This window comes from Brachybacterium avium (assembly GCF_002216795.1).
Taxonomy (GTDB): Bacteria; Actinomycetota; Actinomycetes; order Actinomycetales; family Dermabacteraceae; genus Brachybacterium; species Brachybacterium avium.
This window is the reverse complement of record NZ_CP022316.1, coordinates 2,579,090-2,603,852: the sequence shown is the minus strand read 5'-3', so window position 1 is coordinate 2,603,852 and position 24,763 is coordinate 2,579,090. Positions and strand designations below refer to the sequence as shown.

At 71.1% G+C, this 24,763-nt stretch carries 22 protein-coding genes, 1 tRNA gene and 2 pseudogenes; 12 read left to right on the top strand and 13 right to left on the bottom strand.

Features of this window, described 5'->3' with window-relative positions; genetic code table 11:
- Positions 1-16 precede the first annotated feature (16 nt).
- From CFK39_RS11625 to CFK39_RS11615, 3 genes are all read right to left on the bottom strand, one after another.
- Positions 17-1,762 (bottom strand): potassium channel family protein, encoded by a 1,746-nt coding sequence (locus tag CFK39_RS11625; RefSeq protein ID WP_089065600.1) that lies wholly within the window; start codon positions 1,760-1,762, stop codon positions 17-19.
- 132 nt (positions 1,763-1,894) lie between these two features.
- Positions 1,895-2,572: a DUF1801 domain-containing protein gene (locus CFK39_RS11620; protein WP_089065599.1), complete on the bottom strand. Its 678-nt coding sequence runs from the start codon at positions 2,570-2,572 to the stop codon at positions 1,895-1,897.
- A 19-nt stretch (positions 2,573-2,591) separates the two neighbouring features.
- Positions 2,592-3,584, bottom strand: a complete 993-nt coding sequence (locus tag CFK39_RS11615) for a LacI family DNA-binding transcriptional regulator (protein WP_089065598.1) — start codon at positions 3,582-3,584, stop codon at positions 2,592-2,594.
- 165 nt (positions 3,585-3,749) lie between these two features.
- Between CFK39_RS11615 and CFK39_RS11610 the strand changes: the two genes are divergently transcribed.
- Both CFK39_RS11610 and CFK39_RS11605 read left to right on the top strand, forming a co-directional pair.
- The gene (locus CFK39_RS11610; protein ID WP_089065597.1) at positions 3,750-5,186 is read left to right on the top strand and encodes a tagaturonate epimerase family protein; all 1,437 of its coding nucleotides are present in this window, start codon (positions 3,750-3,752) and stop codon (positions 5,184-5,186) included.
- 85 nt (positions 5,187-5,271) lie between these two features.
- The gene (locus CFK39_RS11605; protein WP_089065596.1) at positions 5,272-6,288 is read left to right on the top strand and encodes a YdcF family protein; all 1,017 of its coding nucleotides are present in this window, start codon (positions 5,272-5,274) and stop codon (positions 6,286-6,288) included.
- Positions 6,289-6,300: 12 nt separating this feature from the next.
- On the opposite strand, the gene CFK39_RS11600 is transcribed toward CFK39_RS11605, so the two are convergent.
- The 4 genes and pseudogenes from CFK39_RS11600 to CFK39_RS11585 form a co-directional block, all read right to left on the bottom strand.
- Positions 6,301-7,758 carry a lipase maturation factor family protein gene (locus CFK39_RS11600; protein ID WP_089066416.1) on the bottom strand — a complete coding sequence of 486 codons (1,458 nt, stop codon included), beginning with the start codon at positions 7,756-7,758 and terminating at the stop codon, positions 6,301-6,303.
- 79 nt (positions 7,759-7,837) lie between these two features.
- A complete protein-coding gene (locus CFK39_RS11595; RefSeq protein ID WP_089065595.1) occupies positions 7,838-8,557 on the bottom strand; it encodes a M50 family metallopeptidase in 720 nt (239 codons plus the stop codon).
- A 129-nt stretch (positions 8,558-8,686) separates the two neighbouring features.
- Entirely contained in the window at positions 8,687-8,890 is a 204-nt protein-coding gene (locus CFK39_RS11590; protein WP_089065594.1) for a cold-shock protein, read from the bottom strand.
- A gap of 433 nt (positions 8,891-9,323) precedes the next feature.
- Positions 9,324-11,778 (bottom strand): annotated as a pseudogene (locus tag CFK39_RS11585) (ATP-dependent DNA ligase).
- A gap of 92 nt (positions 11,779-11,870) precedes the next feature.
- Here CFK39_RS11585 and ku point away from each other — a divergent pair.
- From ku to CFK39_RS11550, 7 genes and pseudogenes are all read left to right on the top strand, one after another.
- Entirely contained in the window at positions 11,871-12,752 is an 882-nt protein-coding gene (ku, locus tag CFK39_RS11580) for a non-homologous end joining protein Ku (protein ID WP_089065593.1), read from the top strand.
- A 64-nt stretch (positions 12,753-12,816) separates the two neighbouring features.
- On the top strand, positions 12,817-13,656 hold the full coding sequence (locus CFK39_RS11575; RefSeq protein WP_089065592.1) for an SDR family NAD(P)-dependent oxidoreductase: 840 nt from the start codon (positions 12,817-12,819) through the stop codon (positions 13,654-13,656).
- Between the two features lie 106 nt (positions 13,657-13,762).
- Positions 13,763-14,074 carry a putative quinol monooxygenase gene (locus CFK39_RS11570; RefSeq protein WP_089065591.1) on the top strand — a complete coding sequence of 104 codons (312 nt, stop codon included), beginning with the start codon at positions 13,763-13,765 and terminating at the stop codon, positions 14,072-14,074.
- 113 nt (positions 14,075-14,187) lie between these two features.
- Positions 14,188-14,826, top strand: a complete 639-nt coding sequence (locus CFK39_RS11565; RefSeq protein ID WP_245822532.1) for a TVP38/TMEM64 family protein — start codon at positions 14,188-14,190, stop codon at positions 14,824-14,826.
- A 179-nt stretch (positions 14,827-15,005) separates the two neighbouring features.
- Positions 15,006-17,051: a PTS sugar transporter subunit IIA gene (locus CFK39_RS11560; RefSeq protein ID WP_089065590.1), complete on the top strand. Its 2,046-nt coding sequence runs from the start codon at positions 15,006-15,008 to the stop codon at positions 17,049-17,051.
- A gap of 7 nt (positions 17,052-17,058) precedes the next feature.
- Positions 17,059-18,200 (top strand): annotated as a pseudogene (locus CFK39_RS11555) (mannitol-1-phosphate 5-dehydrogenase).
- A 71-nt stretch (positions 18,201-18,271) separates the two neighbouring features.
- Positions 18,272-18,544, top strand: coding sequence for an HPr family phosphocarrier protein (locus CFK39_RS11550; RefSeq protein WP_089065589.1), 273 nt, complete (start codon positions 18,272-18,274; stop codon positions 18,542-18,544).
- A gap of 160 nt (positions 18,545-18,704) precedes the next feature.
- Here the strand turns inward: CFK39_RS11550 and ptsP are convergent, their stop codons facing one another.
- The gene (gene ptsP / locus CFK39_RS11545) at positions 18,705-20,423 is read right to left on the bottom strand and encodes a phosphoenolpyruvate--protein phosphotransferase (RefSeq protein ID WP_089066415.1); all 1,719 of its coding nucleotides are present in this window, start codon (positions 20,421-20,423) and stop codon (positions 18,705-18,707) included.
- A 102-nt stretch (positions 20,424-20,525) separates the two neighbouring features.
- Between ptsP and CFK39_RS11540 the strand changes: the two genes are divergently transcribed.
- The 3 genes from CFK39_RS11540 (at position 20,526) to CFK39_RS16435 (ending at position 21,969) form a co-directional block, all read left to right on the top strand.
- Complete coding sequence (locus tag CFK39_RS11540) at positions 20,526-21,440, top strand: SDR family NAD(P)-dependent oxidoreductase (protein WP_218192257.1); 915 nt, start codon at positions 20,526-20,528, stop codon at positions 21,438-21,440.
- Between the two features lie 110 nt (positions 21,441-21,550).
- Positions 21,551-21,844 (top strand): helix-turn-helix domain-containing protein, encoded by a 294-nt coding sequence (locus tag CFK39_RS17515; RefSeq protein ID WP_089063853.1) that lies wholly within the window; start codon positions 21,551-21,553, stop codon positions 21,842-21,844.
- The gene (locus tag CFK39_RS16435) at positions 21,748-21,969 is read left to right on the top strand and encodes a hypothetical protein (RefSeq protein WP_172805625.1); all 222 of its coding nucleotides are present in this window, start codon (positions 21,748-21,750) and stop codon (positions 21,967-21,969) included. The genes CFK39_RS17515 and CFK39_RS16435 overlap by 97 nt, the downstream gene beginning before the upstream one ends.
- A gap of 74 nt (positions 21,970-22,043) precedes the next feature.
- Here the strand turns inward: CFK39_RS16435 and CFK39_RS11530 are convergent.
- From CFK39_RS11530 to CFK39_RS11510, 5 genes are all read right to left on the bottom strand, one after another.
- Positions 22,044-22,131: transfer RNA gene (locus CFK39_RS11530), tRNA-Ser, on the bottom strand.
- A gap of 35 nt (positions 22,132-22,166) precedes the next feature.
- Positions 22,167-22,883, bottom strand: a complete 717-nt coding sequence (locus CFK39_RS11525; protein ID WP_089065588.1) for a hypothetical protein — start codon at positions 22,881-22,883, stop codon at positions 22,167-22,169.
- Between the two features lie 13 nt (positions 22,884-22,896).
- Positions 22,897-23,775 carry an ABC transporter ATP-binding protein gene (locus tag CFK39_RS11520; protein WP_089065587.1) on the bottom strand — a complete coding sequence of 293 codons (879 nt, stop codon included), beginning with the start codon at positions 23,773-23,775 and terminating at the stop codon, positions 22,897-22,899.
- A complete protein-coding gene (locus CFK39_RS11515) occupies positions 23,772-24,125 on the bottom strand; it encodes a GntR family transcriptional regulator (protein WP_089065586.1) in 354 nt (117 codons plus the stop codon). Before CFK39_RS11515 ends, CFK39_RS11520 begins: the two co-directional genes overlap by 4 nt.
- A 144-nt stretch (positions 24,126-24,269) precedes the next feature.
- Entirely contained in the window at positions 24,270-24,689 is a 420-nt protein-coding gene (locus tag CFK39_RS11510) for a hypothetical protein (RefSeq protein WP_245822530.1), read from the bottom strand.
- Positions 24,690-24,763: the final 74 nt, after the last annotated feature.

Genomic DNA, 24,763 nt, shown 5'->3' with positions numbered 1-24,763 from the left:
AGGGTGTGCCGCCAGCCTATCGTCGGCCCGGCCGTCGGCCCAGCCGGCGCCGTCCGAGGTAGGTCTCGCGGAAGCGGCGCTCGGCGTGCCGGTCACCGAGCAGCAGCAGCTGCACGGGGGCCGAGGGGATGGACTCGGTGTCGTAGCCCAGGGTGCCGTCCTCATCGAGGACGGCGACGATATGGCAGCCGGTGCGCCGGCGCACCTCGTCGTCGCGCACCGACCGGCGCGCCAGCGAAGCGGGCCGCGGTACCAGGAACAGCTCATTGCCCTCGGCGACCAGCACCCGGTGGCTGAGCCCGGCACGGTTCCACAGGTCGGTCGCGCCGATGGTGGCGTAGGAGAGCACGCTGTCCGCCCCGGCGCGATAGAGCGTGGCGACGTTGCGCTCGTAGGTGGCCCGCGAGACCATCTGCAGCTCGGGACGCAGCCGACGGCAGAACAGCGTGAGATAGACGTTCAGATCGTCGTCGCGCGGCGTGACCAGCACGGCCGAGGCGGTCTCGAGCCCCGCCCGGCGCAGCACCCGCTGATCGGCGGCATCGCCCGCGACCACCGCGTAGCTCGCGGTCCCCTCGAGCACCGAGTACGAGTTCTCGACCCGCCCGGGCTCGAGCTCGACGATCGTGTTGGGCACCCCCTCATCGCTCAGCGCACGGGACGCGGCGCGACCGACCCGGCCGCCGCCGAGGATCACGACCGGGTCCTCGGAGATCTCCCCGCTCTGGAACTGCTCGTCGTACCGGGCGAGGTCCTCCTCCTGGCCGGCGAGCACCAGCACGGTCGCATCGGTGATCCGCAGATCCGGGGTCATCGCCCGCAGCCGTCCCTTGCGCATGATCGCCAGGATCCGCACCCGGGAGCGCAGCAGGGGCAGGGCCTCCCCCAGGGTCAGCCCCACCAGGCTGGTGCCGCGGACTGCCGCCTCGGCGATGATCGTGGTGCCGAAGCTGCCGATGGCGTGGAACCGCCCGGTCGATCCCAGCACGCGGGAGGCCATCTCGCGCCCCAGCACCTGGCCGAGCTCGAGCACGTGGTCGGCGCCGGCGAGATCGAGCACGTCCACGGAGACCGGTTTCGACGCGGTCACCGCGACGGGCACCTTGGCGGCGGCCTGCCTCACGGTGAAGGCGACGTTCGTGTTCGCGGTGTCGGAGAGGGTGGAGATCACCAGCCGTGCTCGGGCGGCTCCGGCGCTGCGGTACGTCATCGCGGAGTCGAGGGGGCCGACGACCACCTGCCGCCCCTGATCATGCAGCTCCCCGGCGAGGGCGATGTCCTCGAGGACCAGGACGGCCGGGACCTGGCAGCGCTCGGCCCGGGCGGCGAAGGCCTGGGTGACGGCGTCGGACCCCACCAGCAGCACGTGGTCCCGCAGGGCCGGCGGGACCCGCCGCGGTGTCCGGGCGGCGCGGCGCCGGTCCAGCCACGGGGTGACGACGTACTGGATCACGTAGAAGGGCAGCAGCACCAGGATGTAGACGATCCCGCTGAGCAGCACGAACATGGAGAACAGCCGGCCCAGGTCCGAGGTGAAGGTGACATCGCCGTACCCCAGGGTGGACATGGTGGTGACGGTCCAGTACACAGCCGTGGCCCAGGAATGGTCCGTGACCTCGTGCGCCATCAGCAGCTTGAACACCACCGAGTACACGACCACCATCAGCGCGCCGACCCCGAGGATCACCACGCCCGCCTTCGAGCGGCGGCGGGCGAACAGAAGCCGTTCGGCGCGCGGGCGCTCAGCTGTCGACAGACCCATCGCCGTCCTCTCCCCGACTGACCGGGAGCTCCTGACCGCCCGCGGCTGCGGCGCGGCTCCCGAGAGCTCCCGGAGCACAGTAGGCCGCAACCGGTCCTCGATGCATCCGGCCCTGCCTCGGTGAGCGGAGCGTCACGGCCCGGCGCCGTCGGGTCCGTGCGTCCACGCATGCGCGATCAGCTCGCGCAGCACCTCGAGATCGATCCCCTCCAGCGAGCGCACCCAGAGGCAGCCGGCTCCGCGACGGTGCCTCCCGAGCCGCTCCAGCAGCTCCTCGGAGTGAGGGAAGCCCTGCAACCCGTAGAGCGCGAGCTCGGCCTTGCGCGGGCTGAAGCCGAGCTGGAAGGTGTCTCCCTCCCGCCCGGTGGCGTAGCGGTAGTGGACCTCGCCGTAGCCGATCATGCTGGGCCCCCACATGGTCGCGCTCGCGCCGGTGGCCGCCCCGAAGATCTCCAGCAGCGCCTCCCCGTCGCGGCGACGGCGGGGCTCGAGCCCGGCCACGTGCTCGGCCGGGTCGGCGGTGGTGGCGTGGGTCTTCAGGTCGCTCGCGCCGGTCCCGGTCGCCCCCGGGGTGATCACGGCCCGGCGCGCCTGCGGGGCGGGCGGGTCCTGCATCGTGGCGCCGTGCTCGGCGAGCGCCGCCTGCAGCCGGCGTCCGGCCGCGGGACCGACGCCGTGCAGCTGCGCCAGCTCCGGCCAATCGCGCCCCGCCAGATCGCCGACGGTGTGCAGTCCGTGGGCGGCCAGGGCACGGACGGCCGGGCGGCCGACGCCGGCAAGGTCCCCGAGCGGGGTGGTCAGAGCGCTCATGGAGGGAGCGTAGGCGAACTCACGCCTGCGCGTCCTCTGCGGTGGCGCGGGCGATGGATCCGCGGGGCACGAACTGGGTGGGCAGGCCGACCCTCGCCGGCCGGCCGGCCTCGTCGGCCCCGTGCAGCAGATCGATCGCGGTGGCCCCCATGTCGTAGCGCGGCACCCGCACGGTCGCCAGCCCCGGGGTCACCATGCTGGAGAAGGGGATGTCGTCCCAGCCCACCAGGCTGATCTGCTCGGGGACGCGGACGCCCCAGCCGTGCAGGCGCTCCATCAGCGCGAGCGCCATCAGATCGTTGTAGACGAGCACCGCGGTGGCGTCGGTCCGCAGCAGGGCCTCGGCACCGCGGCGACCGCCGTCGGCCGTGGGCGGGAAGGAGCCGATCTCGATCCAGTCCAGTCCCGCCGCTGCGCAGATCCGGGCGATGGCTTCGCGCCGCACCTGGTCGGAGCGGCTGCGGAGGGGTCCGCCGACGTAGCCGATCCGCCGGTGCCCCATGCGTCGCAGGTGCTGCACCGCGGCGGGGATGCCGGGCTCCGGATCCGCGAAGACCCCGGGCAGTCGGGGAGAGACCCGGTTGACCAGGCTGAGACGGGTGAGCGCGGCGGCTTCGTGCAGCGACTCCTCGTCCATCCGGCTCGAGCACAGCAGGATGCCGTCGACCTGCGGCGCGAGGGTGCGCACCAGGGGCAGCTCCCCCTCGGGCGACTCCCCCGCATCGGTGATCAGCAGCTGCGCACCGAGTTCGTGGGCACGGGCCTGGGCCCCCTTGAGCACTGCCGGGAAGAAGGGGTTCTCGAGGTCGGGGACGATCACGCCGTACACCCCCGCACGACCGGTGACCAGGGCGCGGGCGGTGCGGTTCGGGGTGTAGCCGAGCACCTCCGTGGCGTCCCGGACTCGCGCCAGGGCATCCCGGCCGACCATCTCGGGGCGCTGGAATGCCCGAGAGGCGGTCGCGACGGACACCCCGGCGTGCGCGGCGACGTCCTTGAGCGTCACTGCCATCTCCCACCCCTCCCGCTTCTGCTGCAACTTTTGCAGTTGCGAGCGTATCGCACCCGGCGTCAACCCCTTCCATCCTGTACACATCTATGCAATCGTTTACATTCCATGGTGTGGGTGGCCGGCGGGGCCGACGGTGTCCCCCACCCCGCCGGGACGGAGACCCCGATGACCCTGCGCACCGACGCCCTCGCCGCGAGCATCCGCTACGAGGGCTCCGCCCGCTCCCTGCGCCTGGACGCCGCGACGGCCGAGACCCTGGCGCCCTTCGAGGGCACGTCCGCCTCCTCCGGCGACGGCTACGTCCTCACCGGCCCGCTGACCACCGCGAACGCCACCGCACTGCAGGCCGCGCTGCCATGCCTGCGCCCCCAGCTGATCAGCCACCACCGCACCTCCGTGGGCACCGGCGACCGCACGGGCCTGGCCACCCCCGGCCAGGCCCGCGCCTTCGCGACCGCGGGCACGGGAGTGATGCCGGTCCTCGCCCAGCAGTCGATCCGCGAGATGGACCGCCTGGGGCGCAGTGCCCGCTCCGTCATGGACGATGCCGTCTTCGGCCTCGTCGAGGCCGGCTGGGACCGGGGCTTCGGCGCCGACTGCGACCACATCAAGACCACCGAGGGCATCGACCGCGGCCTCGAGGCCGGTTTCGTGATGTTCACCCTGGATCCGGGCGACCTGGTCGCCGATGTGACCGCCGGGGTCACCGCCGCGGATGCCGAGGCGCTCCCCTGGGACCAGCTCGAGGACTCCCTGGAGGATCTCCGCCGGCGCTATGCGGGGATGACGCTGGACGTCGGCCGTACGCAGATCGAGGTCACCGAACAGGACGTCCTCATCGCGGCGGTGAAGTACGGCCGGGCCGTGGTCGAGGCGATGCGGCTGTTCCGGCACGCCACCGGGGCCGCGCAGCAGGAGATCGAGATCGAGATCGCGGTCGATGAGACCGCCTGGGAGACCACCCTCTTCGAGCACTACTACCTGGCCTCCGAGCTGCGCCGCCTGGGCGCCTCGTGGTCCAGCTTCGCCCCGCGCTACGTCGACGGCTTCGAGAAGGGGGTGGAGTTCCGAGGCGATGTCGAGGAGCTGCGGAGCAACCTCGAGGCGCACCATGCGATCGCCGAGCAGTTCGGCGGCTACAAGATCTCGCTGCACACCGGCTCCGACAAGTTCTCGATCTACCCGCTGTGCGTCGAGGCCACCGAAGGGCTGGTGCACCTGAAGACCTCCGGCACCAGTTACCTGTGCGGCCTCGAGGTCGTCGCCGCGCACGACGAGGAGCTGTTCTCGAGGATCTGGGGCGTCTCCCGCGCCTCCTATGCACAGGCCCGGGCGAGCTACCAGGTCTCGGCCCATGAGGACCGCACCCCCGCCTCGCTGGAGGGGGTGGATCTGCTGGAGCTGATCCGCTCGGAGGATGCCCGGCAGATCCTGCACGTGGGCTACGGGGACTCGCTGAATGCGACCGATCCCTCCGGCATCCCGCTCCACGAACGCTTCCTCTCCGTGGTCGCCGCGCACCAGGAGCGCCACAGCGAGGTGCTGGCCGCGCACCTGGGCCGACACCTGACAGCCTTCGCCGGGGCCCCCGCGATGCGCTGAGGATCCGCGCTCCCGCACCCCGCCCGACGCCTCCGGAGTGTCCGACGTGTGAGGATGGGACGTCGCCCGCCGAGAGGAGCTGTGGATGCTGGGATCGCTGATCGGGACCGCTTTCTGGTGGGCGGTGTACCTGCTGGTCTTCCGTCGGGACCGCCGACGGGTGCGCAACGGGGTGCTGCTGCTGATCGCGCTGTACTCGAGCACGTCCACGCTGACCCTGCTGGTGGAGACCACCGTGCCCCTGGGTGAAGTGCTGGTGCTCACCGGGACGGCGCTGGCGCTGCTGGGGGTGATCGCGCTCGGGGTGTTCATGGTGTGGAACGGGCTGACCATGGTGCGCAAGGAGGGCAGGTCCCTGGGGAACCTGCTCTCGGGGCTGGTGGGCCTGGCGCTGCTGGGAGCGCCGGTGGCCGCCGGGGTGCTGATGTTCTCCCTCACCCCGCTCGGCCTCGGTGCCGGGGCGCTGCTGGCCCTGCTCTCGCTGCACCTGGGGATCGCGTTCCTGGTGTTCCTGTGCGCCTCGATCCCCTACCAGCTGTTCCCGAAGCGACTGCCCGCCGAGGGCGTGATCATCCATGGATCCGGCCTGATCCACGGCAGCGTGAGCCGGCTGCTGCGCAACCGGCTGGATCGTGCGGTCGCCGAGCGGGAGCGGCTGCTGGGCCTCGGCCTGGATCCGCTGCTGGTGCCCTCCGGCGGCCGTGGTGAGGACGAGCCCCGGGCCGAGGGCGCGGCGATGGCCGAGTACCTCGTCGAGGAGGCCGGGGTGCCGCAGGACCGGGTCGTGGCCGAGACCGAGTCCCGCACCACGCAGGAGAACCTCACCCTCTCCCACCGGATCTTCGAGGAGGCCGGCATCGACGGGCCGTACATCGTCGCCACCAGCAGGTATCACGCGTTCCGTGCCGCACTGCTGGCTCGTTCCCTGGGATTCGAGGACGAGGCCGTGGGCGGGCCGACGGCGTTCTACTACGTCCCCAGCGCCACCCTGCGGGAGTTCCTCGCGGTCCTCTCCTACCGCAAGATGTGGCTCGCGGTGACGTTCCTGCCGTCGCTGGGCCTCGTCGCGCTGCTGGTCCGGGTGGCGACGCTGTACCTCTGAGGGCTCAGGGGATCACAGCCGCGCCAGCTGCCCCAGCTCGGTGCGCACCCACCAGTCACCGGTCTCCCGCCGTTCCTGCCGGGTCGTGTACCGGTACTCGAACAGGCGCACCCGGATCCCCGTCGGCGCCTCGCCCGCGAAGGGGTCGATGCGCAGCAGACGCCGCACCCCGGGGTCACCGTCCCGCAGCCTCTCCAGCAGCGCCACGAACCACCGCTCGGCACCGGGGCGCAGAGCGAGGAACCACATCTGCCAGTCCAGCCGCAGGTGGTAGGGGGCGAACTGCCGCGAGCGCCGCCGCACGTCACCCGGCTTGCCGCGGAACTCGAAGGGCACCCACTCCTCCTCCTCGGCGACGTCGGGGTCCTCGGCGCGGGTCCCCTCGATGACCACCTCGTACCGGCGCTCGGTCATGGAGCCGAACGCGCCGTAGGCGTTGACCAGGTGGAAGCGGTTGAAGCTCGCGTTCATCAGCTGGCGGGAGGAGAACAGGTTCCGCAGCGGCGCCCAGGAGAGGACCACGAGCAGGGCGAACACGGCCAGGATCAGCAGCTGCCACCACAGCGGCGAGGCCGCACCGGGCGTCGGCGCCCCGAACCCCGGCCAGGGCCCGCCCACCATCCAGCGCAGGAAGGGATCGCTGATCGCGGAGAACGCCACCACGATGGTGAGCCAGTTCAGCCACGCGTAGTTGCCGGTGAGCACCAGGAACAGCTGGGTGAGGATCACCGCCGCCGCGGCGATCGACGCGACCGGTTGGGGCAGCAGCACCAGCCAGACCACCCCCAGCTGCACGGCATGGCTGCCCAGCACCTCGAGTCGGTGCCACCAGCGCGGCATGAGATGCGCGAGGCGGCTGAGCGGACCGGGCATCGGCTGGGTCTGATGGTGATGGTCCATCGCGGTGAGATCGCGCCAGGAGGCATCTCCCCGCAGTTTGATCATGCCGGCGCCGAACTCCAGGCGCAGCAGCATCCAGCGCAGGAAGAACAGGATCAGCAGCGGCGGCGCGACCGCGTGGGAGCCGAGGAAGCCGACGAGGAACCCGCACTCCAGCAGCATCGACTCCCAGCCGAAGCCGTAGAACACCTGGCCCACGGAATGGATCGAGAGGTACATCCCCCACATCGCCCCGAACACCACGATCATGGTCCAGGCCGGTCCCTGCTGCGGCACTCCCAGCACGGTCAGGGCGCCGAGCAGCATTCCCGCCAGGCACATCGCCCGCAGCAGGCGGTCGCTGTACGGGGTGCGGCGCCACCGGAAGAGCGTGGGCCCCGCGCGATCGCCGGCGCGTGCGAGGAAGTCGGGCACCGGCAGCAGCCCCCGCTCGCCCAGCAGCACCGGGAACTGATGGAAGGTGGAGCCGAAGGCGAGGACGAACACCGCAGCGACCCCGCGCTGGATCACCTCCCGGGCGATCGTGTACTCGTGCCCGTCCAGCAGCCCGAGCCAGCTGCTCCATTCCACGACGCTCACCTCCGACAGTGCGGCCTCTGCCCCGATCATCCGTCGGGAGCGCCCGCCTGTCACGCCCGGGGGCGCAGCCTCAGATCAGGTCCAGGAGGTGCGGGGCGAGCGCCGTCCACGCCCACCAGGTGCAGGCCGCGAGCACCACGGCGAAGCACAGCGTCCACCCCCATCCCGGCACCGGTGTCAGGGCGGCGAGCTGGGCGGGATCGTCGCCGCGGCCGCCGCGGCGGATCACGGCGCCGAGGTGCCGCCAGGCGCCCAGCAGCAGGAACACGCCGCCGGCGAGGGTGAGCACGGCGGTGAGCACCGGGCTCCCCCACCACCACAGCGCCCCCACTGCTGCGGCGGTGCCGAGCACGGCCGCCAGGGTGTGCAGGGTGCGGGTGAAGACCACCGAGAGCACGAGCACCACCAGTGCGGCGAACAGGGCGGTGGGCGCCCAGCCGTGCAGGGCGATCTGGACCAGCACCGCACCCACCAGCGCGGGCGCCGGGTACCCGGCCCAGGTGGAGGCCACGCGGCCGAATCCGCGACGGGGGCCGACGGTGACGGCGTGGCCGGACATGTCCGCGCTGACCACGAAGCCGGTGAATCGGCGTCCCAGCAGGATCCCGACACTCGCGTGGCCGAGCTCGTGGACGATGGTCACCGCGAGCCGGGCGAGGCGCCAGGCGGGCGGCAGCGCCACCACCACGAGCGCCACCAGCAGCGCGGCCGGCACCCACCAGCCGGTGGCGGGGGCGGCGTCGGGCAGCAGCCGTTCCGCGATCTCATGTCCGAGGGTGCGCAGGTCCATCCGCACATGGTGACAGCACCGGCCCGGAGCGCGCTGGGAGCGGACGCGAGGACGCCCGCCTCCTCCGGCTGATGCCGGAGGCGACGGGCGCCTGGATCACGCAGCCGCTCCGTGGAGCGGCCGGAACGCTCAGATTCCGCGGATGTTCACTGCCTGCATGCCCTTGGGGCCCTGCTCGGTCTCGAACTCCACGCGCTGGTTCTCCTCGAGGTCGCGACGGCCGGTGCCGGCGATGGCGCTGAAGTGCGCGAACACATCGGCGGAGCCGTCCTCGGGGGCGATGAAGCCGTAGCCCTTGTCGGAGTTGAACCAGGTGACGATGCCAGTAGCCATGGCGATATTCCTTCGTAGTCGTGAACCACATTCGTGGCCCGGGTATCCGTGACGACGGCGCCGCCGCGGATGGGGTGCAGCCGCTGGGGCTGCCTGAGCCGCGGCCGACGACAGGACGTCGCCGGTGCGGCTGATCTGGGGCCCGCAGGCCGTGGGGGACCCTCCGGCGAGCACAGCGATGTCACCATCGGCTCGGAGCCAGGAAGGGGTGGAGCGCTCAGCGGGGACGGCGAGCGCCGCGTCATACGGGGGCAGTGCGGAGGAGGTGATGAATTCCCAATTTCTTCGGAGGTGCGCGACCGTCGTCGGTCGCCTCCGGGGAGGCATCCTGCGCCGTGCCCGACCAGACTACGGCATGGCGCCGGGTGCTCCGACCACGATGTGACCCACCGGACGATTCTCGGCCGCGCGCCGGGCCAAGCGCTCTCGTCCCTCATGCCTCCCACTGCACCTCCGCGGCCTCCTTGTCGGGCCGCCAGCCCCGCCAGACGGGGTGGCGCAGCCGGTCGGCCCCGGTGCGCTCGGTGTGCCGGACCTCGGCCACCAGATCCGCCCGCACCCATTCGGCGTCGCGCCGGTCCGCGGCGGGCACGTCCCCCGCCGGCGGCGTCCTGCGGGCACGGGAGCGCAGGCGGTCCATGATCTGCTCGAGGTCCCGCTCGGTGAAGCCGGTGCCGACCCGGCCCGCGTAGCGCAGCTCCCCTCGGCGTCGGGCACCGCGACCAGGAGCGAGCCGATGCCGCCGGCGCGCTCACCCCTGCCGTGGCGCCAGCCGATCACCACCACCTCCTGATGGTGGGCGTTCTTGAGCTTGATCCAGGTGCGCGAGCGCTTGCCGGGCCGGTACACGCCGGACTCCCGCTTCGCCATCACCCCCTCGAGCTGGAGGGTCTGCGACAGCTCGATCGCCTGTGCCACGTCCCCGTGGTCCGCTGGAGGGCACTGCACGTGCTCGGTGGCGCGGACCGTCTCGAACAGCGCCTCGCGGCGTTCACGATAGGGGCGGCCCAGCAGCGACTCCCCGCCGCGCACGAGCAGGTCGAAGAGCATCACGTGGACCTCCACCTCGTGCCGCACCCGCTCGACGTCCCGCTCCCGGGTGAGTCCCAGCCGCTGCTGCAGACGGGAGAAGGAGGGCCGGTCGCGGCGGTCCAGGGCGACGATCTCCCCGTCGAGCACGGTCGCGCCCGCCGTGCGCAGATCGGCCCCCACGGCCTCGTGGAGCTCGGCGAGCTCGGGGAAGCTCGCGGCCATGTCCTCGCCGCCGCGGCTGGTGAGCCGCACCGCACCCTCGGCGACCGTCGCGATGACGCGGACGCCGTCCCACTTCATCTCGAAGGTCCAGTCGTCCTCCTCCCGGATGTCGCTGCGCCGACCGAGCGTGGCGAGCATCGGCGCGATCGGCTGGTCCGGATCGCTCCCGGTGTCGGCCTCGGGCGCGGCCTCCGGCTGGTCCTTCATCAGGTGCAGCAGCCAGTTGTCCTTCGCCGTCGCCGTCGCCGCGGTGGAACGGGACCCGCGGTCGAGACCGCCGGTGCGGAGGAAGGCGAAGCGTCGCGGGACGCCACCCAGGCCGCCGTCGGCCGCACCGTGGCAGACGACGATCACCTCCTCCCCTCGCGCCACTGCTCGATCTCGATGGTGCCGGTGTCCCAGATGGTGACGTCGCCGCCGCCGTACTCGTGCTGCGGGATGGCGCCCTCGAAGGTGCCGTACTCCAGCGGATGGTCCTCGGTCTGCACGGCGAGGCGGTTCACGGCGGTCTCCAGCGGAGGCCCCTTGGGCACCGCCCAGGAGACCAGCACCCCGTGATGCTGGAGCCGGAAGTCCCAGTGCAGGCGGGAGGCGTGGTGCTCCTGGATCACGAACATCGGTGCCTCCGCCTCCAGCGCGTCCCGCGCGGCGTCGGTGCCGGGGACCGGCTCCGGGGTCCGGTCCGGGTCCCGCTTGGAGCGGTACACCTCCAGCCGGTCCGGACCCGGTGCCGGGGAGGCCCCCGGGGCGATGCCCAGCGGGGCGAGCGGGTCCGCGCCCGCCTCGACCCGCTCGAGCACCTCGGCCAGCTCCAGGTGGTCCAGCTCCGGATCCTCGATCTCCTCCCAGGTGCGCGGCGCGGCGACGGTGGGTCGCAGCCGTCCGCGCAGGGAGTAGGGGCACACGGTGGTCTTGCTGCCGTTGTTCTGCGACCAGTCCACGAGCACCCTGCCGGTGCGCTGAGACTTCTTCTGCGCGCTGACGACGTCGTCCGGGTGGTCCTGTTCGAGGGCTCGCGCGAGCTCGTGGGCGACCTGGGAGACCTCCTCGGCGCTCGAGGTGCCCTCGAGCGGCGCATACAGGTGGATGCCCGTGGAGCCGGAGGTCACCGGATATGCCTCCAGCCCCATCCCGGTGAGGATCTCGCGGCACCAGTGGGCGACGCGCGCGCAGTCGGCCAGTCCGGCGCCCTCACCGGGGTCGAGGTCGAGGACCAACCGGTCGGGCGGTGCGGGATCGAGCTGCGCGTCGAAGCGCCACTGCGGGGTATGGATCTCGAGGGCGGCGAGCTGGGCGAGCCAGACCAGCACCGCGGTCTCGTCCAGCAGCGGATAGCTCGAGGTCCCGTCGCTGTGCTGGATGTCCGCGCGCGGCACCCAGTCGGGAGCGTGGTCCTCGAGGTCCTTGCGGAAGAACGCCTTCCCCGGCTCCTCGGCGGTGCCGACCCCGTCCACCCAGCGCTTCCGGGTCGCCGGGCGCCTGGTGGCCTGCGGGAGCATCACCGGCGCGATCCGGTGGTAGTAGTCGATCACCTCGCCCTTGGTGGTGCCCGTCTCGGGGTACAGGATCTTGTCGAGGTGGGAGATCCGCAGCGTGCGCCCCTCGACCTCGACCATCTGCTCTCTGCTGGCCATGGCTCCACTGTGCCCCCGATCACGCGATCCGTCACGGGGCGGGCGACCGCGTGCTCCTGGCCGGAGGCCCGGGCCGCATGGTGTGATGGGGCATGCGTGCGATATGGAGCGGTGAGATCACCTTCGGCCTCGTGAACGTGCCGGTGAAGCTCTACGGGGCGACGCGCTCGCACGACCTCTCCTTCCACCAGGTCCACGACGAGGACCACGGCCGGATCCGGTACCAGCGCACCTGCGAGGTGTGCGGGCGGGAGATCGACTACGAGCACATCGACAAGGCCTATGACGACGGCGACAAGACGGTCGTGCTCACCGATGAGGAGCTCGCCGACCTGCCCGCGGAGGACAACGACGAGATCGATGTGGTGCAGTTCGTGCCCTCGGACCAGGTGGATCCGATCCTGCTGGGCACCTCGTACTTCCTCGAGCCGGTGGGCCGCTCGGGGAAGGCGTACGTGCTGCTGCGGCGCACCCTGGAGAAGACCGAGCGCACGGCGATCGTCACCTTCACGCTGCGCACCAAGACCCGCCTGGGCGTGCTGCGGGTCCATGACGACATGCTCGCGCTGCAGACCCTGCGCTGGCCCGCGGACCTCAAGGAGGTCGACCTCGCTCCCAGGACGTCGAAGGTCTCCGAGAAGGAGATGACGATGGCCGCTGCGCTGGTCGAGCAGTTCAGCGGGGATTTCGAGCCCGAGCAGTTCACCGACGAGTACCAGGCGCAGCTGAGCGAGCTGGTCGAGGCGAAGCTCGAGGAGGGCGACTCCGTCGACACCGACGCGACCTTCGGCGAGGAGGATGCGGAGCAGGATCCCCCGGAGGGCGGTCGGGTCCTCAGCCTGATGGACGCGCTCGAGCGCAGCGTCCGCTCCCGCCGCGGCGACGAGAAGGCCGACGAGCCCGCGAAGCCGTCGGGCGGCTCCAAGAAGAAGTCCGGGGCCAAGAAGAAGTCCGGGACCAAGAAGTCCGCCTGAGGTCCACCCGGTGCCGATCTGGAACACTCGGCGGTGCGACCGCCCGATCCGAGGAGCCAGACCGATGGACCGCAGAACTCTCGTCATCACCGGAGCCTCCGACGGCATCGGTGCCGCGGCGGCCCGGCAGCTGGCCGGTCCCGGTCACCGGCTGCTCCTCGTCGGCCGCTCTCCCGAGAAGACCGCTGCCCTGGCACAGGAGCTCGGCGCCGAGCACTTCGTGGCCGATTTCGCTCGGCTGGACGAGGTGCGGCGCCTGGCCGAGGAGCTCTCGGCGGCGACCGGGGAGGACGGCATCGACGCGCTGGCGAACAATGCCGGGGGGATCTTCGGCGAGCGCACGCCCACCGTGGACGGCCATGAGAAGACCTTCCAGATCAACCACCTCGCACCCTTCCTGCTGACGAACCTGCTGCTGCCGCGCCTGCTCCCCGGCGGCGCCTCGGTCATCGCCACCTCGAGCATCGGGCACCGATTCTTCGGTCACCTCGATCTCGAGGACCTCGACAACACCCGTCATTTCAGCGCCCGGAAGGCTTACGGCGACGCGAAGCTCGCGAACGTGCTGTTCACCCGCAGCCTGCACACGAGGTTCCACGCCGAGGGACTCTCCGCGGCGGCATTCCATCCCGGGATCGTGCGCACGAGCTTCGGCACCGGGTCGAGGAGCGTGATGCGCTGGCTCTACCAGTCCCCGCTCTCCCGGTTCGTGCCGATGATCGGTCCCGAGCAGGGCGGTGCGACCCTCGCCTGGTTCCTCACGGGGACCCCCGGATCGACCTGGACCTCCGGGCGCTACTACGACCAGGACCGGCCCACCGCGAAGGTCAATCCCCAGGCCGACGACGCCGAGCTCGCCGCCGCGCTCTGGCAGCGCAGCGCCGAACTCGTGGGGCTGGACTGAGCGGAGGACTGCCGCTGAGCGGGCCTCCCGCTGGGACGCGATGGCCGCGCACGCGCAGGACGGGCAGGATGGGGTTGACCGAGACCGCACCGCCCGAGGAGTCCTCATGACCGTCGTCGTCACCGCCGTGTTCCATCCCCGGCCCGGCAAGAAGCAGGAGCTGGCCGCGGCCATGCACCGCGGCATCACCGCCGTCCACACCGAGCAGGGCTGCGAGCTCTACGCGATCCATGACGCCGAGGACGGCACGATCACCATGATCGAGAAGTGGTCCTCGGCCGAGGCGTTGGACACCCACGGCGACAGCGACGAGGTGGCGGTGCTGCGCGAGGACATCGCCGCGCTCATCGAGAAGCCGGCCACCGTCACCCGGATGACCCCGATCCCCGCGGGCACGGAGGCCCAGGGCCGGCTCTGAACCGCGGAGGTCAGCGGTCTGCTGGTCGGGATCCCGTCGCCCGCCCCGTAGGATCGCGGGATGTCCGAGCCCGCCGACACCACCGCCGAGCGCCCCTCCCCGACCGCGGGGGTGTGCCCTGGGCGTCGATCCTGCGCAATGCGGCGTTCGTGCTCGTCGTGCTCGCGATGATCTGGCTCGCCCTGAACGTGCGCCTGCCCTCCCTGGATCAGATGCAGGCCGAGATCGCGGAGCTGGGGCTGTGGGGGCCGTTCTTCTTCATCGGCCTGTACGCGGTCGTCGCCGTGACGCCGATCCCGGTGACGATCATGGCGGTCGCCGCAGGGATGATCTTCGGGCTGCCGCTGGGGACCCTGCTGTCGATGATCGGCGTCGTGCTCGGCTGCTGCGGCGGCTACGGGATCGCCCGGCTGCTGGGACGGGACACCGTGATGCGGATGCTCGGCTCCCATGCCGAGGTGGTCGAGGAGCGGCTCCAGGACGGCGGCTTCTATGCGGTGTGCACCCTGCGCCTGATGCCCGGGATCCCGTACTGGCCGGTGAACTACGGCAGCGGCGCTCTGGGCATCAGCGGGCGCGAGTTCCTCATCGCGACCGCCGTCTCCGCCCTGCCGGGCCAGGTCTCGCTGATCGCGGTCGGGGCCTTCATCGCGGATGCCACGCTCGTCAACGGCATCGCCGTGGCGGTCTCCTGGATCGCTGTCCTCGTGCTCACGCTGCTGTCCTATCGGCGCTGGCGGGCCACCCAGTAGCACCGTCCGTGCTGTTCACCGGCCGGTTCCCGGCACTACACTGCGATCAGGCCACCCGGGCACCTCCTCTCGGTCCTTCACCGGCCCCTCTGGATCTCGCGACTGGCCACAGCGCGTCGTCCGACGCGCGCCGTCCCCGTCGGGGCACGCAGCGCCCCGGCCGTCCCTGAGGATGTGGCATGAGCACTACGACCGAGGCACCCAGCGGGTTCAGCCCGCGCGTGGCCCTGCAGAAGGTCGGCACCTCCCTGTCGAACATGGTGATGCCGAACATCCCCGCGCTGATCGCGTGGGGCCTGTTGACCGCATTCTTCATCCCCGACGGCTGGACTCCGAACGCCCCGCTGGCGAGCGTCGTCGACCCGATGATCCACTACCTGCTGCCGCTGCTGATCGCGAACACCGGCGGCCGCATGATCTACGAGGCGCGCGGCGCCGTGGTCGGCGTGATCGCCACCATGGGTGTCATCGGCGGCTCCGACTGGCTGATCGCCCAGGAGAACGCGCAGCTGCTGGAGAAGTGGCTGGCCGACGGCAATGCGGAGGCGGACTTCGCCGCGCTGGGCGAGGTCCACATGTTCATCGGCGCGATGATCATGGCGCCGCTGGCGGCCTGGGTGATGAAGAAGCTCGACCGGCTGTGGCAGGACCACATCCCGGCCGGTTTCGAGATGCTCGTGAACATGTTCTCGGCCGGCATCTTCGGGCTGATCGCCCTGGCGGCCGGGTTCTTCGGCCTCGCCCCGCTGGTGAACGGGCTGATGACCCTGCTGGCCAACGGCGTCAACGGCCTGGTGAACGCCGGGCTGCTCCCGCTGGTGTCCCTGCTCATCGAGCCGGCGAAGGTCTTCTTCCTCAACAACGCGATCAACCACGGCGTGCTCACCCCGCTGGGCATCTCCGAGGCTGCCGTGGACGGCAAGTCCATCCTGTTCCTGCTCGAGGCCAATCCCGGCCCCGGCGTCGGCATCCTGCTCGCCTTCACCTTCTTCGGCCGCGGCGCCGCCCGCGCCACGGCCCCCGGCGCCGCGATCATCCAGTTCTTCGGCGGCATCCACGAGATCTACTTCCCCTACGTGCTGATGCGGCCGATCCTCATCATCGCCGCGATCGGCGGCGGCATGACCGGCGTCTTCGTCAACGCCGTGTTCCACACCGGCCTGATCGCACCCGCCTCCCCCGGCTCGATCTTCGCGATCTTCGGGGTGGCCGCCCGAGATTCCTACCTGGGCATCGGGCTCTCCGTCCTCGCCGCGGCCGCGGTGAGCTTCGTGCTCTCGGCCGTGTTCCTGAAGATCGGTAAGCAGGACGACGGCGACATCGCCGCCGCCACCGCCAAGATGGAGCAGATGAAGGGCAAGAAGTCCTCCGTCGCCGGCGCTCTGACCGGCGCGGGCGCCGGTGCCGCCGCAGCGGCCGACGCCTCCGGCCATACCGGCCCGATCCACAGGATCGTCTTCGCCTGCGACGCCGGCATGGGCTCCTCCGCGATGGGAGCGACGGTGCTGCGCAAGAAGGTCCGCGCCGCCGGCTTCGACGATGTGGAGGTCACCAACAAGGCGATCTCGAGCCTGGACGACGAATGGGACGTGGTGGTGACCCAGAAGGAGCTCACCGACCGGGCCCAGCAGCGCACCGGCTCCGCCGTCCATGTCAGCGTGGACCAGTTCATGAACTCCCCCCGCTACGACGAGGTCGTCCAGCTGGTGCAGCAGCGGAATGCGGACGACACGGGGCCCGGGCCGGCCGCCGGACCTCCGCAGGAGGAGGCGACCGCCGCCTCTCCTGGTACCGCGACCATCCTCGCCGCCGACTCGATCATCCTCTCCGGCACCGCGAGCGACTCCGCCTCCGGCATCGACGAGGCCGGCGCGCTGCTGGTCGCCGCCGGGGCCGTGGACGAGGGCTACGTCGCCGCCATGCACGACCGCGAGGCGACGGTCTCGACGTTCATGGGCAACGGCCTGGCGATCCCCCACGGCACGGGCGAGGCCAAGTCCAGCATCCAGCGCTCGGCGATGTCCTTCGTGCGCTATCCCGAGGGGATCGACTGGAACGGCAACCCGACCACCTTCGTGATCGGGATCGCCGGGGTCGGCAACGAGCACCTCGAGCTGCTGCAGAAGGTCGCCATGACCTTCTCGGACCCCGCACAGGTCCAGCGCCTCGAGGACGCGACCACCACCGAGGAGATCCTCGAGATCCTCGGCGATACGAAGGAGTGAGCCAGCGATGAAGGCAGTACATTTCGGTGCCGGGAACATCGGCCGCGGGTTCGTCGGCCTGCTGCTGCACGAGGCGGGCTGCGAGGTGGTGTTCTCCGACGTCGCCGAGGCCCTCGTCCAGCAGCTCCAGGAGGCCGACTCCTACACGGTCACCACCGTCGGTCAGCACCCCACCACCACGGTGGTGGACGGGTTCCGGGCACTGAACTCCGCCCGGGACCCGGAGACGCTCACCGAGGAGATCGCCTCCGCGGACATCGTCACCACGGCCGTCGGCGCGCGCATCCTGCGCTTCGTCGCGCCGAACATCGCCGCCGGGATCGCCGCCCGCCCCGCCGGGGCGCCCCGCTGGCCGTGATGGCCTGCGAGAACGCGATCAATGCGACGGATCTGCTGGAGCAGGAGGTCCGCGCGAACTTCCAGGGCGAGGACCTCGAGGAGAAGGCGCTGTTCGCCAACACCGCGGTGGACCGGATCGTGCCGGTCCAGGCCGACGGGGCGGGTCTGGACGTCACCGTGGAGGACTTCTTCGAGTGGGCGGTCGAGCGAGGGCCCTTCGGCGGGAACGAACCGGACGTCCCGGGGATCACCTGGGTCGACGACCTCGGCCCGTACATCGAGCGGAAGCTGTTCACCGTCAACACCGGCCATGCGACGACCGCCTGGCACGGCTGGGCGGCGGGCCACGCCACCATCGCCGAGGCGATCCGTGATCCCGCGGTCGCGATCGAGGTGGAGACCGTGCTCGCGGAGACCTCCTCGCTGCTGATCGCTCAGCACGGCTTCTCCGAGGACGATATGGCCGCCTATCGCAGCAAGGTGCTGGGCCGCTTCGCGAACACCGCCCTGCCGGATCCGGTGGAGCGGGTGGGGCGCGGGCCGCTGCGCAAGCTCTCGCGCGAGGACCGCATCATCGGCCCGGCCGCCGCACTCGCCGAGCGCGGGATGGAGCACGAGGGACTGCTGTCCGCCTTCGCCGCGGCGCTGGCCTTCACCCCCGTGGGCGACGAGGAGGTGGACCGCCTGCAGGAGCTGCTGCGCACCACGGACGCCGACGCCGCGACGCTCGAGATCACCTCCCTCGCCCCGGACCATCCGCTGCATCCCGAGGTGCGGGCGCTCATCGCCGCACGCATCGCGGGAGTCTGAGCCCACCACCGCCCACCACCTGAGACGATATATTCCCCTCACAGCACGTGAGCCCACGAAAGGTACTTACCATGGCAGAGCGCACCGTCAAGATCGCCAGCTCCTCCGGGCTCCATGCCCGCCCCGCCGGCATCTTCGCCCAGGCCGCGGCGGAGCAGCCCGCGACCGTCACCATCGAGAAGGCGGGCGGCAGCGCCGTGCAGGCCTCGAGCATGCTGATGCTGATGACCCTCGGCGCCGGCAAGGGCGATGAGGTCACCCTGCGCGCCGAGGGCGAGGGCGCCGACGAGTCGGTGAAGGCCCTGGCCGATCTCCTGGAGAAGGACCTCGACGCCGAGGAGTGAGCCGGTCAGCGGCCCCCGCCGACACCCCGGCCGACACCCCCGCTTGATGCACCGAGACCCCCGATATCGCTCACCAGCGAACGATATCGGGGGTCTCGGCATGCGTGTCGCGGGATGGGCAGGGCGCCGGGCGCGCGCGGACCGGGCCCGGGTCAGCGCCTCAGAGGCCGAGCTCGCCGAGGATCGGCAGCCCGGCGCGGACCGCGCTGATCGCGTCGTCCGCGGTACGGGCGGCGAGGGCCTTCGCCGCGCGCTCCTTGGCCTGCTCGAGGGTCACGGTGGAGAGCACCTTCGCCACCGCGGGCAGGGACCGCGGGGTCATCGACAGGCTGTTCACACCCAGACCCACCAGCACCACCGCGAGGCCCGGCTCCCCGGCGGCCTCGCCGCACACGCCCACGGGCTTGTTCGCGCTCTCCCCGAAGGATTCCGGGTCGCCGCCCGCAGCGCGGGCCCCGGCGCAGGTAGCCCCCACCAGCGCGAGCACAGACGGCTGCCAGGGAGTGTTCAGATGGGCGAGGGAACCGAGCTGTCGGTCCGCGGCCATCGTGTACTGGGTGAGGTCATTGGTGCCGATGGAGGCGAAATCGCAGGCGGTGAGGTGGCGATCCGCGGTGAGCGCCGCCGCGGGGGTCTCGACCATGATCCCGGCCGGGGCGAGGTCGCGCTCGCGGCACAGGGCGATGAAGTCCTCGGTCTCCTCGACGGTCGCGATCATCGGCGCCATCACCCAGGCCGTCGCCTCGGACTGCTCCGCGGCGGCGGCGATCGCGTCGAGCTGGTTGGTCAGCACCGAGCGCTTCTCCCAGGAGGTGCGGTAGGCGCGCACGCCGAGCGCCGGGTTCGGCTCGTCGGCGTCGGTGAGGAAGGGCAGCGGCTTGTCGGCGCCGGCGTCGATCGTGCGCACCACGACCTTCTTGCCGGGCAGGTGCGCGAAGGCCTCGGCATAGGCCGCGGTCTGCTCCTGGACGCTCGGCTCGTCCTCACGGTCCAGGAACAGGAACTCGGTGCGGAACAGGCCCACCCCGTCGGCGTTCGCGGCCGCCGCCGTCGCGGCGTCCTTGGCGCTGCCGATGTTGGCCAGCAGCTGCACGCGGGTGCCATCGGCGAGGACCCCTCCCCCTCCTTCATACGTCAGCGGGTTCTTCTGCAGCTCGGCCCAGGCGGCGGAGAGGCGCTGGTGCTCCTCGGTGACCTCGTCGGTGACGGTGCCGAAGCCGGCGTCGACGAACACCTCGGTGCCGTCGGCGAACTCGTGGATGTCCTTGGCGGCGACGATCGCGGGCAGGCCCAGCTGCCGGGCGAGGATCGCGGTGTGCGACTGCGGGCCGCCGTCGGAGGTGACCAGGGCCAGCACCCGGCTCGGGTCGAGGGTCGCGGTGTCGGCGGGGGCCAGATCGATCGCGGTGAGCACGAAGGGGTCCTCGACCTCGGGGATCCCGGGCGCCTGCTCGCCGCGCAGCTCGGCGACGATGCGGGCGCGCACGTCGCGCACGTCGGTGGCGCGCTCGGCCATGTACCCGCCGAGGCCCTCGAGCATGGCGGCGACCTGGTCACCGGCCTCCCAGACGGCGCGCGCCGGGGACTTCCCACCGGAGGTCACGAAGCCCTGCGCCGTCTGGGTGAGGGACGGATCCGCGGCCATCTGTGCGGTGGCCTCGAGGATCTTCTTCCCGTCCCCGGAGGCGCGCTCGGCGAGCCGGAGCAGCGAGGCCTGCACGGCGGCGGCCGCGACGGGGATGCGCTCGGACTCGGTCGCGGCGTCGGCCCCCTCGGCCAGCTTCTCCCCGGCAGGAGGTTCGGCGACCGGCGGGGCCATCGACCGGATCGTGCCGATCACTCGGCCGGGGCTCACTGCCACACCTGTGTACTGGGCCATCGCTGCCATCTCCTCCGGGAAGCCGAACGGTCGGATCGTGCCCGTCATGGTACGCGGGCGGGTGTCGCCGCCGGTCCGCGTCCGCACCTCTACGATGGCGCGATGAACGCCATGGGCTGGGAGCATCTGCACGCGCCGGATCTGCGGGGGCTCACCGTCGTGATGACGGGGGCGAGCGACGGCCTCGGGCGCGAGGCGGCGCTCCAGCTCGCGCACTGGGGCGCGGAGCTGATCCTGGCGGTGCGCGATCGCGCCAAGGCAGAGGTGGTCCGCTCCCGGATCGTGCGCGAGACCGGCCGGCCGGAGGCGGTCCGCCTGGTCCACCTGGATCTGGCGGACCTCGACTCGGTCCGGTCCGCGGCGCACGGGATCACGGAGCTCGCCGGCGAGCACGGGATCGACCTGCTGATCCATGTCGCGGGCCTGGTGACCCGGCGCCGTCAGGTCTCGGCCGACGGCTTCGAGCTGATGATGGGGGTGAACGCCCTGGCCCCCCTGCTGCTGACGGATCTGCTGCTGCCGCTGGTGCGTGAGCGGGTCGTGGTGACGGCGTCCGATGCCCACACCGCCGGCGCGATCGACCTGGCCGATCCTCACTTCTCCCGCGGCGGCTGGTCGCTGCCCGCCGCCTATGGACGATCCAAGCTCGTGACCATGCTGTGGGGGCTCGAGCTGGCGGAGCGGCTGCGGGAGCAGGCAGGGCCGGTGGATCTGCAGCTGGTCCATCCCGGCTGGGTGCTGACGAACCTGCAGAACGCGACCGGCTCCGCCCGGCTCGACCGGATGATCACCGAGGTGACCCGCCCGCTCGCCATGCCCGCGACGCAGGGGGCCGCACCGGTGCTCTTCGCCGCCACCCAGCCGTTGCCGCCCGGCTCCTACATCGGCCCCGACGGCATCCGGGCCCTGCGGGGGCGGCCGACGCTCCTGCGCCGCTCGGAGGCGGCGCTGGACCGCGATCTGGCCGAAGAGGTCACGGCCTGGGCGCGGGCCGAGAGCGGAGGGTGCGGTGTGTGATCTCAAGACATAGTTCGCCCCTGTCTCGCGTCATCGTTCGCACCTCGGCGTCGTCATGATCGGCCGTAGTAGAGGGCTGGTGTCTCGCGTCATCATTCGCACGATGGAGCATGTCGAAGAACACAGCGATAGTGCTCAGCGTCATCGAGGCGGGCATGAGCACCAACGAAGCCGCACAGAAGTTCCACGTCTCCCCGCGCTGGGTACAGATCCTCGTGGCCCGCTACCGCAAAGGTGGCGTCGAGGCCCTCGACCCCGGCTCACGCCGAAGGCCTCCGTGGGAGGAACCCGCCAGAGGGACTACTCCGTGCGCACCGACAGAGTCGACACCCACGGCAAAGTCTCCCTGCGCTACGCCGGCACGATGCGCCACCTCGGCATCGGCCGCGCCCACGCCGGACTGAGAGTCCGCATCATCCGCGAGGGCCCCGACACGATGGTCATCGACCTCGCCACCGGAGAACTACTCGCCGAACACACCATCGACCCCGACCGCGGGTACCAACCACAACGAAAAAGACCCCGGTGAACACTCACCGGAGCCTTCTCCTCGCGAACGATGTCCCAAGACATCCGCGAACGATGTCCTGAGACACCACAGAGCGGAGGGTGCGGGATTCGAACCCGCGGTACAGGGTCACTGCACAATGGTTTTCAAGACCATCTCATTCGGCCGCTCTGACAACCCTCCCGATGCCCGGAGGCACCCCCGGTACTGTACCGGGCTCAGCCCACCTGGGTGCGCCGCACCAGCATCAGCCACACTCCGGCCGAGAGCACGCCGATGAGGGCGATCACCCCCATCCACGGCCCCCATCCCATCGTGAGGACGTCCAGCAGCGCGCGGCCGAAACCGTCGACGAGGACCAGTCCGGCGATGATTGCCAGGGCGATCAGCGCGAGGACCGCGCCCGCGCACCAGAAGAAGACCTGGCCGAAGCGCAGGAAGGCCGCAGTGATCGCCGCCCCGAGGAACAGCACCGTCAGGATCAGCAGGAAGGTCTGCACCAGGGTCTGCCAGGAGGCGCCGGTGCCCGTGTAGAACACGTCGAAGAATCTCACCCGCAGGCCGAACCCGTCGGTGGCCTTCTCGATCGTCTTGCCGATCGTGATCAGCACCGAGTAGGTGACGGCGTTGCCCAGGAACACCGCGCTCAGGCCCGCGGCGAACTCCCGACGGGTCAGGCCCAGACCGAGGGCCAGCGGGAAGTACTGGCCCATCGAGGTGAAGCCGTAGCCGATCAGCGGACCCAGCAGGGCGAAGATCGCCCCGCTCCACCGCATCCCCTCGTACATCCCGGCCTGTGCCCCGGGCCCCTGGGAGCCGACGATGAGGCCCACAGAGAGGACGATCGTAAAGGCGACGACGAGGACGAACAGGGGCCAGCCGAAGGCCTGCATCCGATTGACCAGGTGCATGTCGATGACGTTCCGTGCGCGCATGACGGCTCTCCTCTCACGCCACCGGCGCGGTGGCCGCGGCGGTGGTCCGGTGGACGATGTAGTTCTGCAGGGATACCGGGGCGACCTGCAGGCCGGCCGCTCGGGCCCGCTCCGCGCTGCCGGGTTCGGCATGGATGGCCGCAGTGGCCAGCGAGCCGATCTCCTGGTGGTGGAGCACGTCGGCCCCGGCGATGAAGGCCGTGACCTCGTCGAGCCGGCCAGAGACCTCGATCGCCGCGTTCCGCAGCTCCTCGGTCTCGGCGGAGATCGCGACCCGGCCCTCGTCCAGCAGCACCACGTGCTCGAGCAGGTCGGAGACCTCGTCGATGTGGTGGGTGGAGAGGATCACGGTGCGGGGGTGGGCGGAGAAGTCGGCCAGCAGGTGGTCGAAGAACTGGCGCCGCGCCACGGCGTCCAGCCCCAGGTAGGGCTCGTCGAAGAACGTCAGCGGGGCCCGCGAGGCGAGGCCGACGATGATGCCGACGGCGGAGAGCTGACCGCGCGAGAGCTTCTTGATGACCCGCTTCTCCGGCAGCCGGAACTCGGCGACCAGCTCCCGGGCGAGCTCGTCGTCCCAGGCGGGATAGAGCCTCCCGGCGATGCGCAGCACGTCCCGCGGCCGGAAGCCGTCGGGGTACTTCTGGCTCTCCTGGATGAAGCAGGTCCGCGAGAGCACCCGCGCGTTCTCGACCGGGTCCTCCCCCAGCATCCGCATCTGGCCGGAGGTGGCGAAGATCTGCCCGGTGAGCAGCTTCATCAGGGTGGTCTTGCCGGCGCCGTTGCGTCCCAGCAGGCCGTGCACCCGCCCCGCATCGAGGTCGAGGGAGACGTCCTCGAGAGCGGCGACGTCCCGGAAGTGCTTGCTGAGGTTGCGGGTCTCGATGGCCTTCATTGCAGGGCCTCCATCATCTCGGTGAGTTCTCGGGGCTCGATGCCCAGGTGAGCGGCTTCGCGCAGCAGCGGGACGAGGTAGTCGCGAGCGAAGTCGTCGCGTCGGCGCTGTCGCAGCCGAGTGATGGCACCGGGAGCCACGAACATGCCCACCCCGCGCCGCTTGACCAGCACGCCGGCGTCGGCGAGGAGGTTCAGTCCCTTGCCGGCGGTGGCGGGATTGATCCGCAGGAAGGCGGCCAGCTCATTGGTCGAGGGCACCGGGGCGTCCTCCTGATGAGTGCCGTCGAGGATCCCGTCCTCGATCTGCTCCGCGACCGCGAGGTAGAGGGGCTTCGTCTCGTCCAGCACACGCGCCTCCCCGGTCGTCGGCCGCCCCGGCGGCTCGTTGGTTCATTACTCCACTAATGAACCATGGAACCGAGGGCTCGTCAAGAGGATTCCTCCGCCCGTTGCGGCGCCTCCCGTCCCAGCTCACCGCTCAAGGGGCTGGGATCACCGTGCCGAGGCCGCGAGCCAGCGTCGGTGTGCGGCGATGGCGGCCCGGGTGGGCGGGCGCAGCTCCGACGCCGGTCTGCCCCAACTGAAGATGTTCTCACCGCGGTACACCGCCATGCGGTCCGTGGTCGCCAGCGCCGTGATCCGGTGCCCGGAGGGATTCTTGAGCACCACCACCACGGCCCCTGAGGTCCAGTAGGCGGTGCTCTGCTCGATCACGGCGACCTCCGCCCACGGGAACCGGTGGGAGCGGAAGTAGTGGAGCACGCTGAGGCCCTCGTCATCGACGGTGAACTGGAGCCGGGTGCCGATCAGCACCATGGCAACGATGAGCAGCACGACCATCAGGCACATCACCGCTCCCAGCACCCCGGCGGCGGAATCCAGGGTGAGCAGCCAAGCGCCGGCTCCGAGCATGATGAGACAGGCGAAACCCACAACGCATCCCAAGCCGGTGCGGATCCACCCGATCCTGAGCGCCCGATACCAGA

Excerpts from the sequence above, each read along its gene's own strand:
- ptsP (WP_089066415.1), bottom strand. The coding sequence starts at position 20,423 with ATGGCCCAGTACACAGGTGTGGCAGTGAGCCCCGGCCGAGTGATCGGC.
- CFK39_RS11520 (WP_089065587.1), bottom strand. The coding sequence starts at position 23,775 with ATGAAGGCCATCGAGACCCGCAACCTCAGCAAGCACTTCCGGGACGTC.
- CFK39_RS11570 (WP_089065591.1), top strand. The coding sequence starts at position 13,763 with ATGACCGTCGTCGTCACCGCCGTGTTCCATCCCCGGCCCGGCAAGAAG.
- CFK39_RS11510 (WP_245822530.1), bottom strand. The coding sequence starts at position 24,689 with ATGCTCGGAGCCGGCGCTTGGCTGCTCACCCTGGATTCCGCCGCCGGG.
- CFK39_RS11595 (WP_089065595.1), bottom strand. The coding sequence starts at position 8,557 with ATGGACCTGCGCACCCTCGGACATGAGATCGCGGAACGGCTGCTGCCC.
- CFK39_RS11540 (WP_218192257.1), top strand. The coding sequence starts at position 20,526 with ATGAACGCCATGGGCTGGGAGCATCTGCACGCGCCGGATCTGCGGGGG.
- CFK39_RS11615 (WP_089065598.1), bottom strand. The coding sequence starts at position 3,584 with ATGGCAGTGACGCTCAAGGACGTCGCCGCGCACGCCGGGGTGTCCGTC.
- CFK39_RS11605 (WP_089065596.1), top strand. The coding sequence starts at position 5,272 with ATGCTGGGATCGCTGATCGGGACCGCTTTCTGGTGGGCGGTGTACCTG.
- CFK39_RS17515 (WP_089063853.1), top strand. The coding sequence starts at position 21,551 with ATGTCGAAGAACACAGCGATAGTGCTCAGCGTCATCGAGGCGGGCATG.
- CFK39_RS11560 (WP_089065590.1), top strand. The coding sequence starts at position 15,006 with ATGAGCACTACGACCGAGGCACCCAGCGGGTTCAGCCCGCGCGTGGCC.
- CFK39_RS11620 (WP_089065599.1), bottom strand. The coding sequence starts at position 2,572 with ATGAGCGCTCTGACCACCCCGCTCGGGGACCTTGCCGGCGTCGGCCGC.
- CFK39_RS11550 (WP_089065589.1), top strand. The coding sequence starts at position 18,272 with ATGGCAGAGCGCACCGTCAAGATCGCCAGCTCCTCCGGGCTCCATGCC.
- CFK39_RS11610 (WP_089065597.1), top strand. The coding sequence starts at position 3,750 with ATGACCCTGCGCACCGACGCCCTCGCCGCGAGCATCCGCTACGAGGGC.
- CFK39_RS11590 (WP_089065594.1), bottom strand. The coding sequence starts at position 8,890 with ATGGCTACTGGCATCGTCACCTGGTTCAACTCCGACAAGGGCTACGGC.
- CFK39_RS11575 (WP_089065592.1), top strand. The coding sequence starts at position 12,817 with ATGGACCGCAGAACTCTCGTCATCACCGGAGCCTCCGACGGCATCGGT.
- ku (WP_089065593.1), top strand. The coding sequence starts at position 11,871 with ATGCGTGCGATATGGAGCGGTGAGATCACCTTCGGCCTCGTGAACGTG.
- CFK39_RS11525 (WP_089065588.1), bottom strand. The coding sequence starts at position 22,883 with ATGCGCGCACGGAACGTCATCGACATGCACCTGGTCAATCGGATGCAG.
- CFK39_RS11625 (WP_089065600.1), bottom strand. The coding sequence starts at position 1,762 with ATGGGTCTGTCGACAGCTGAGCGCCCGCGCGCCGAACGGCTTCTGTTC.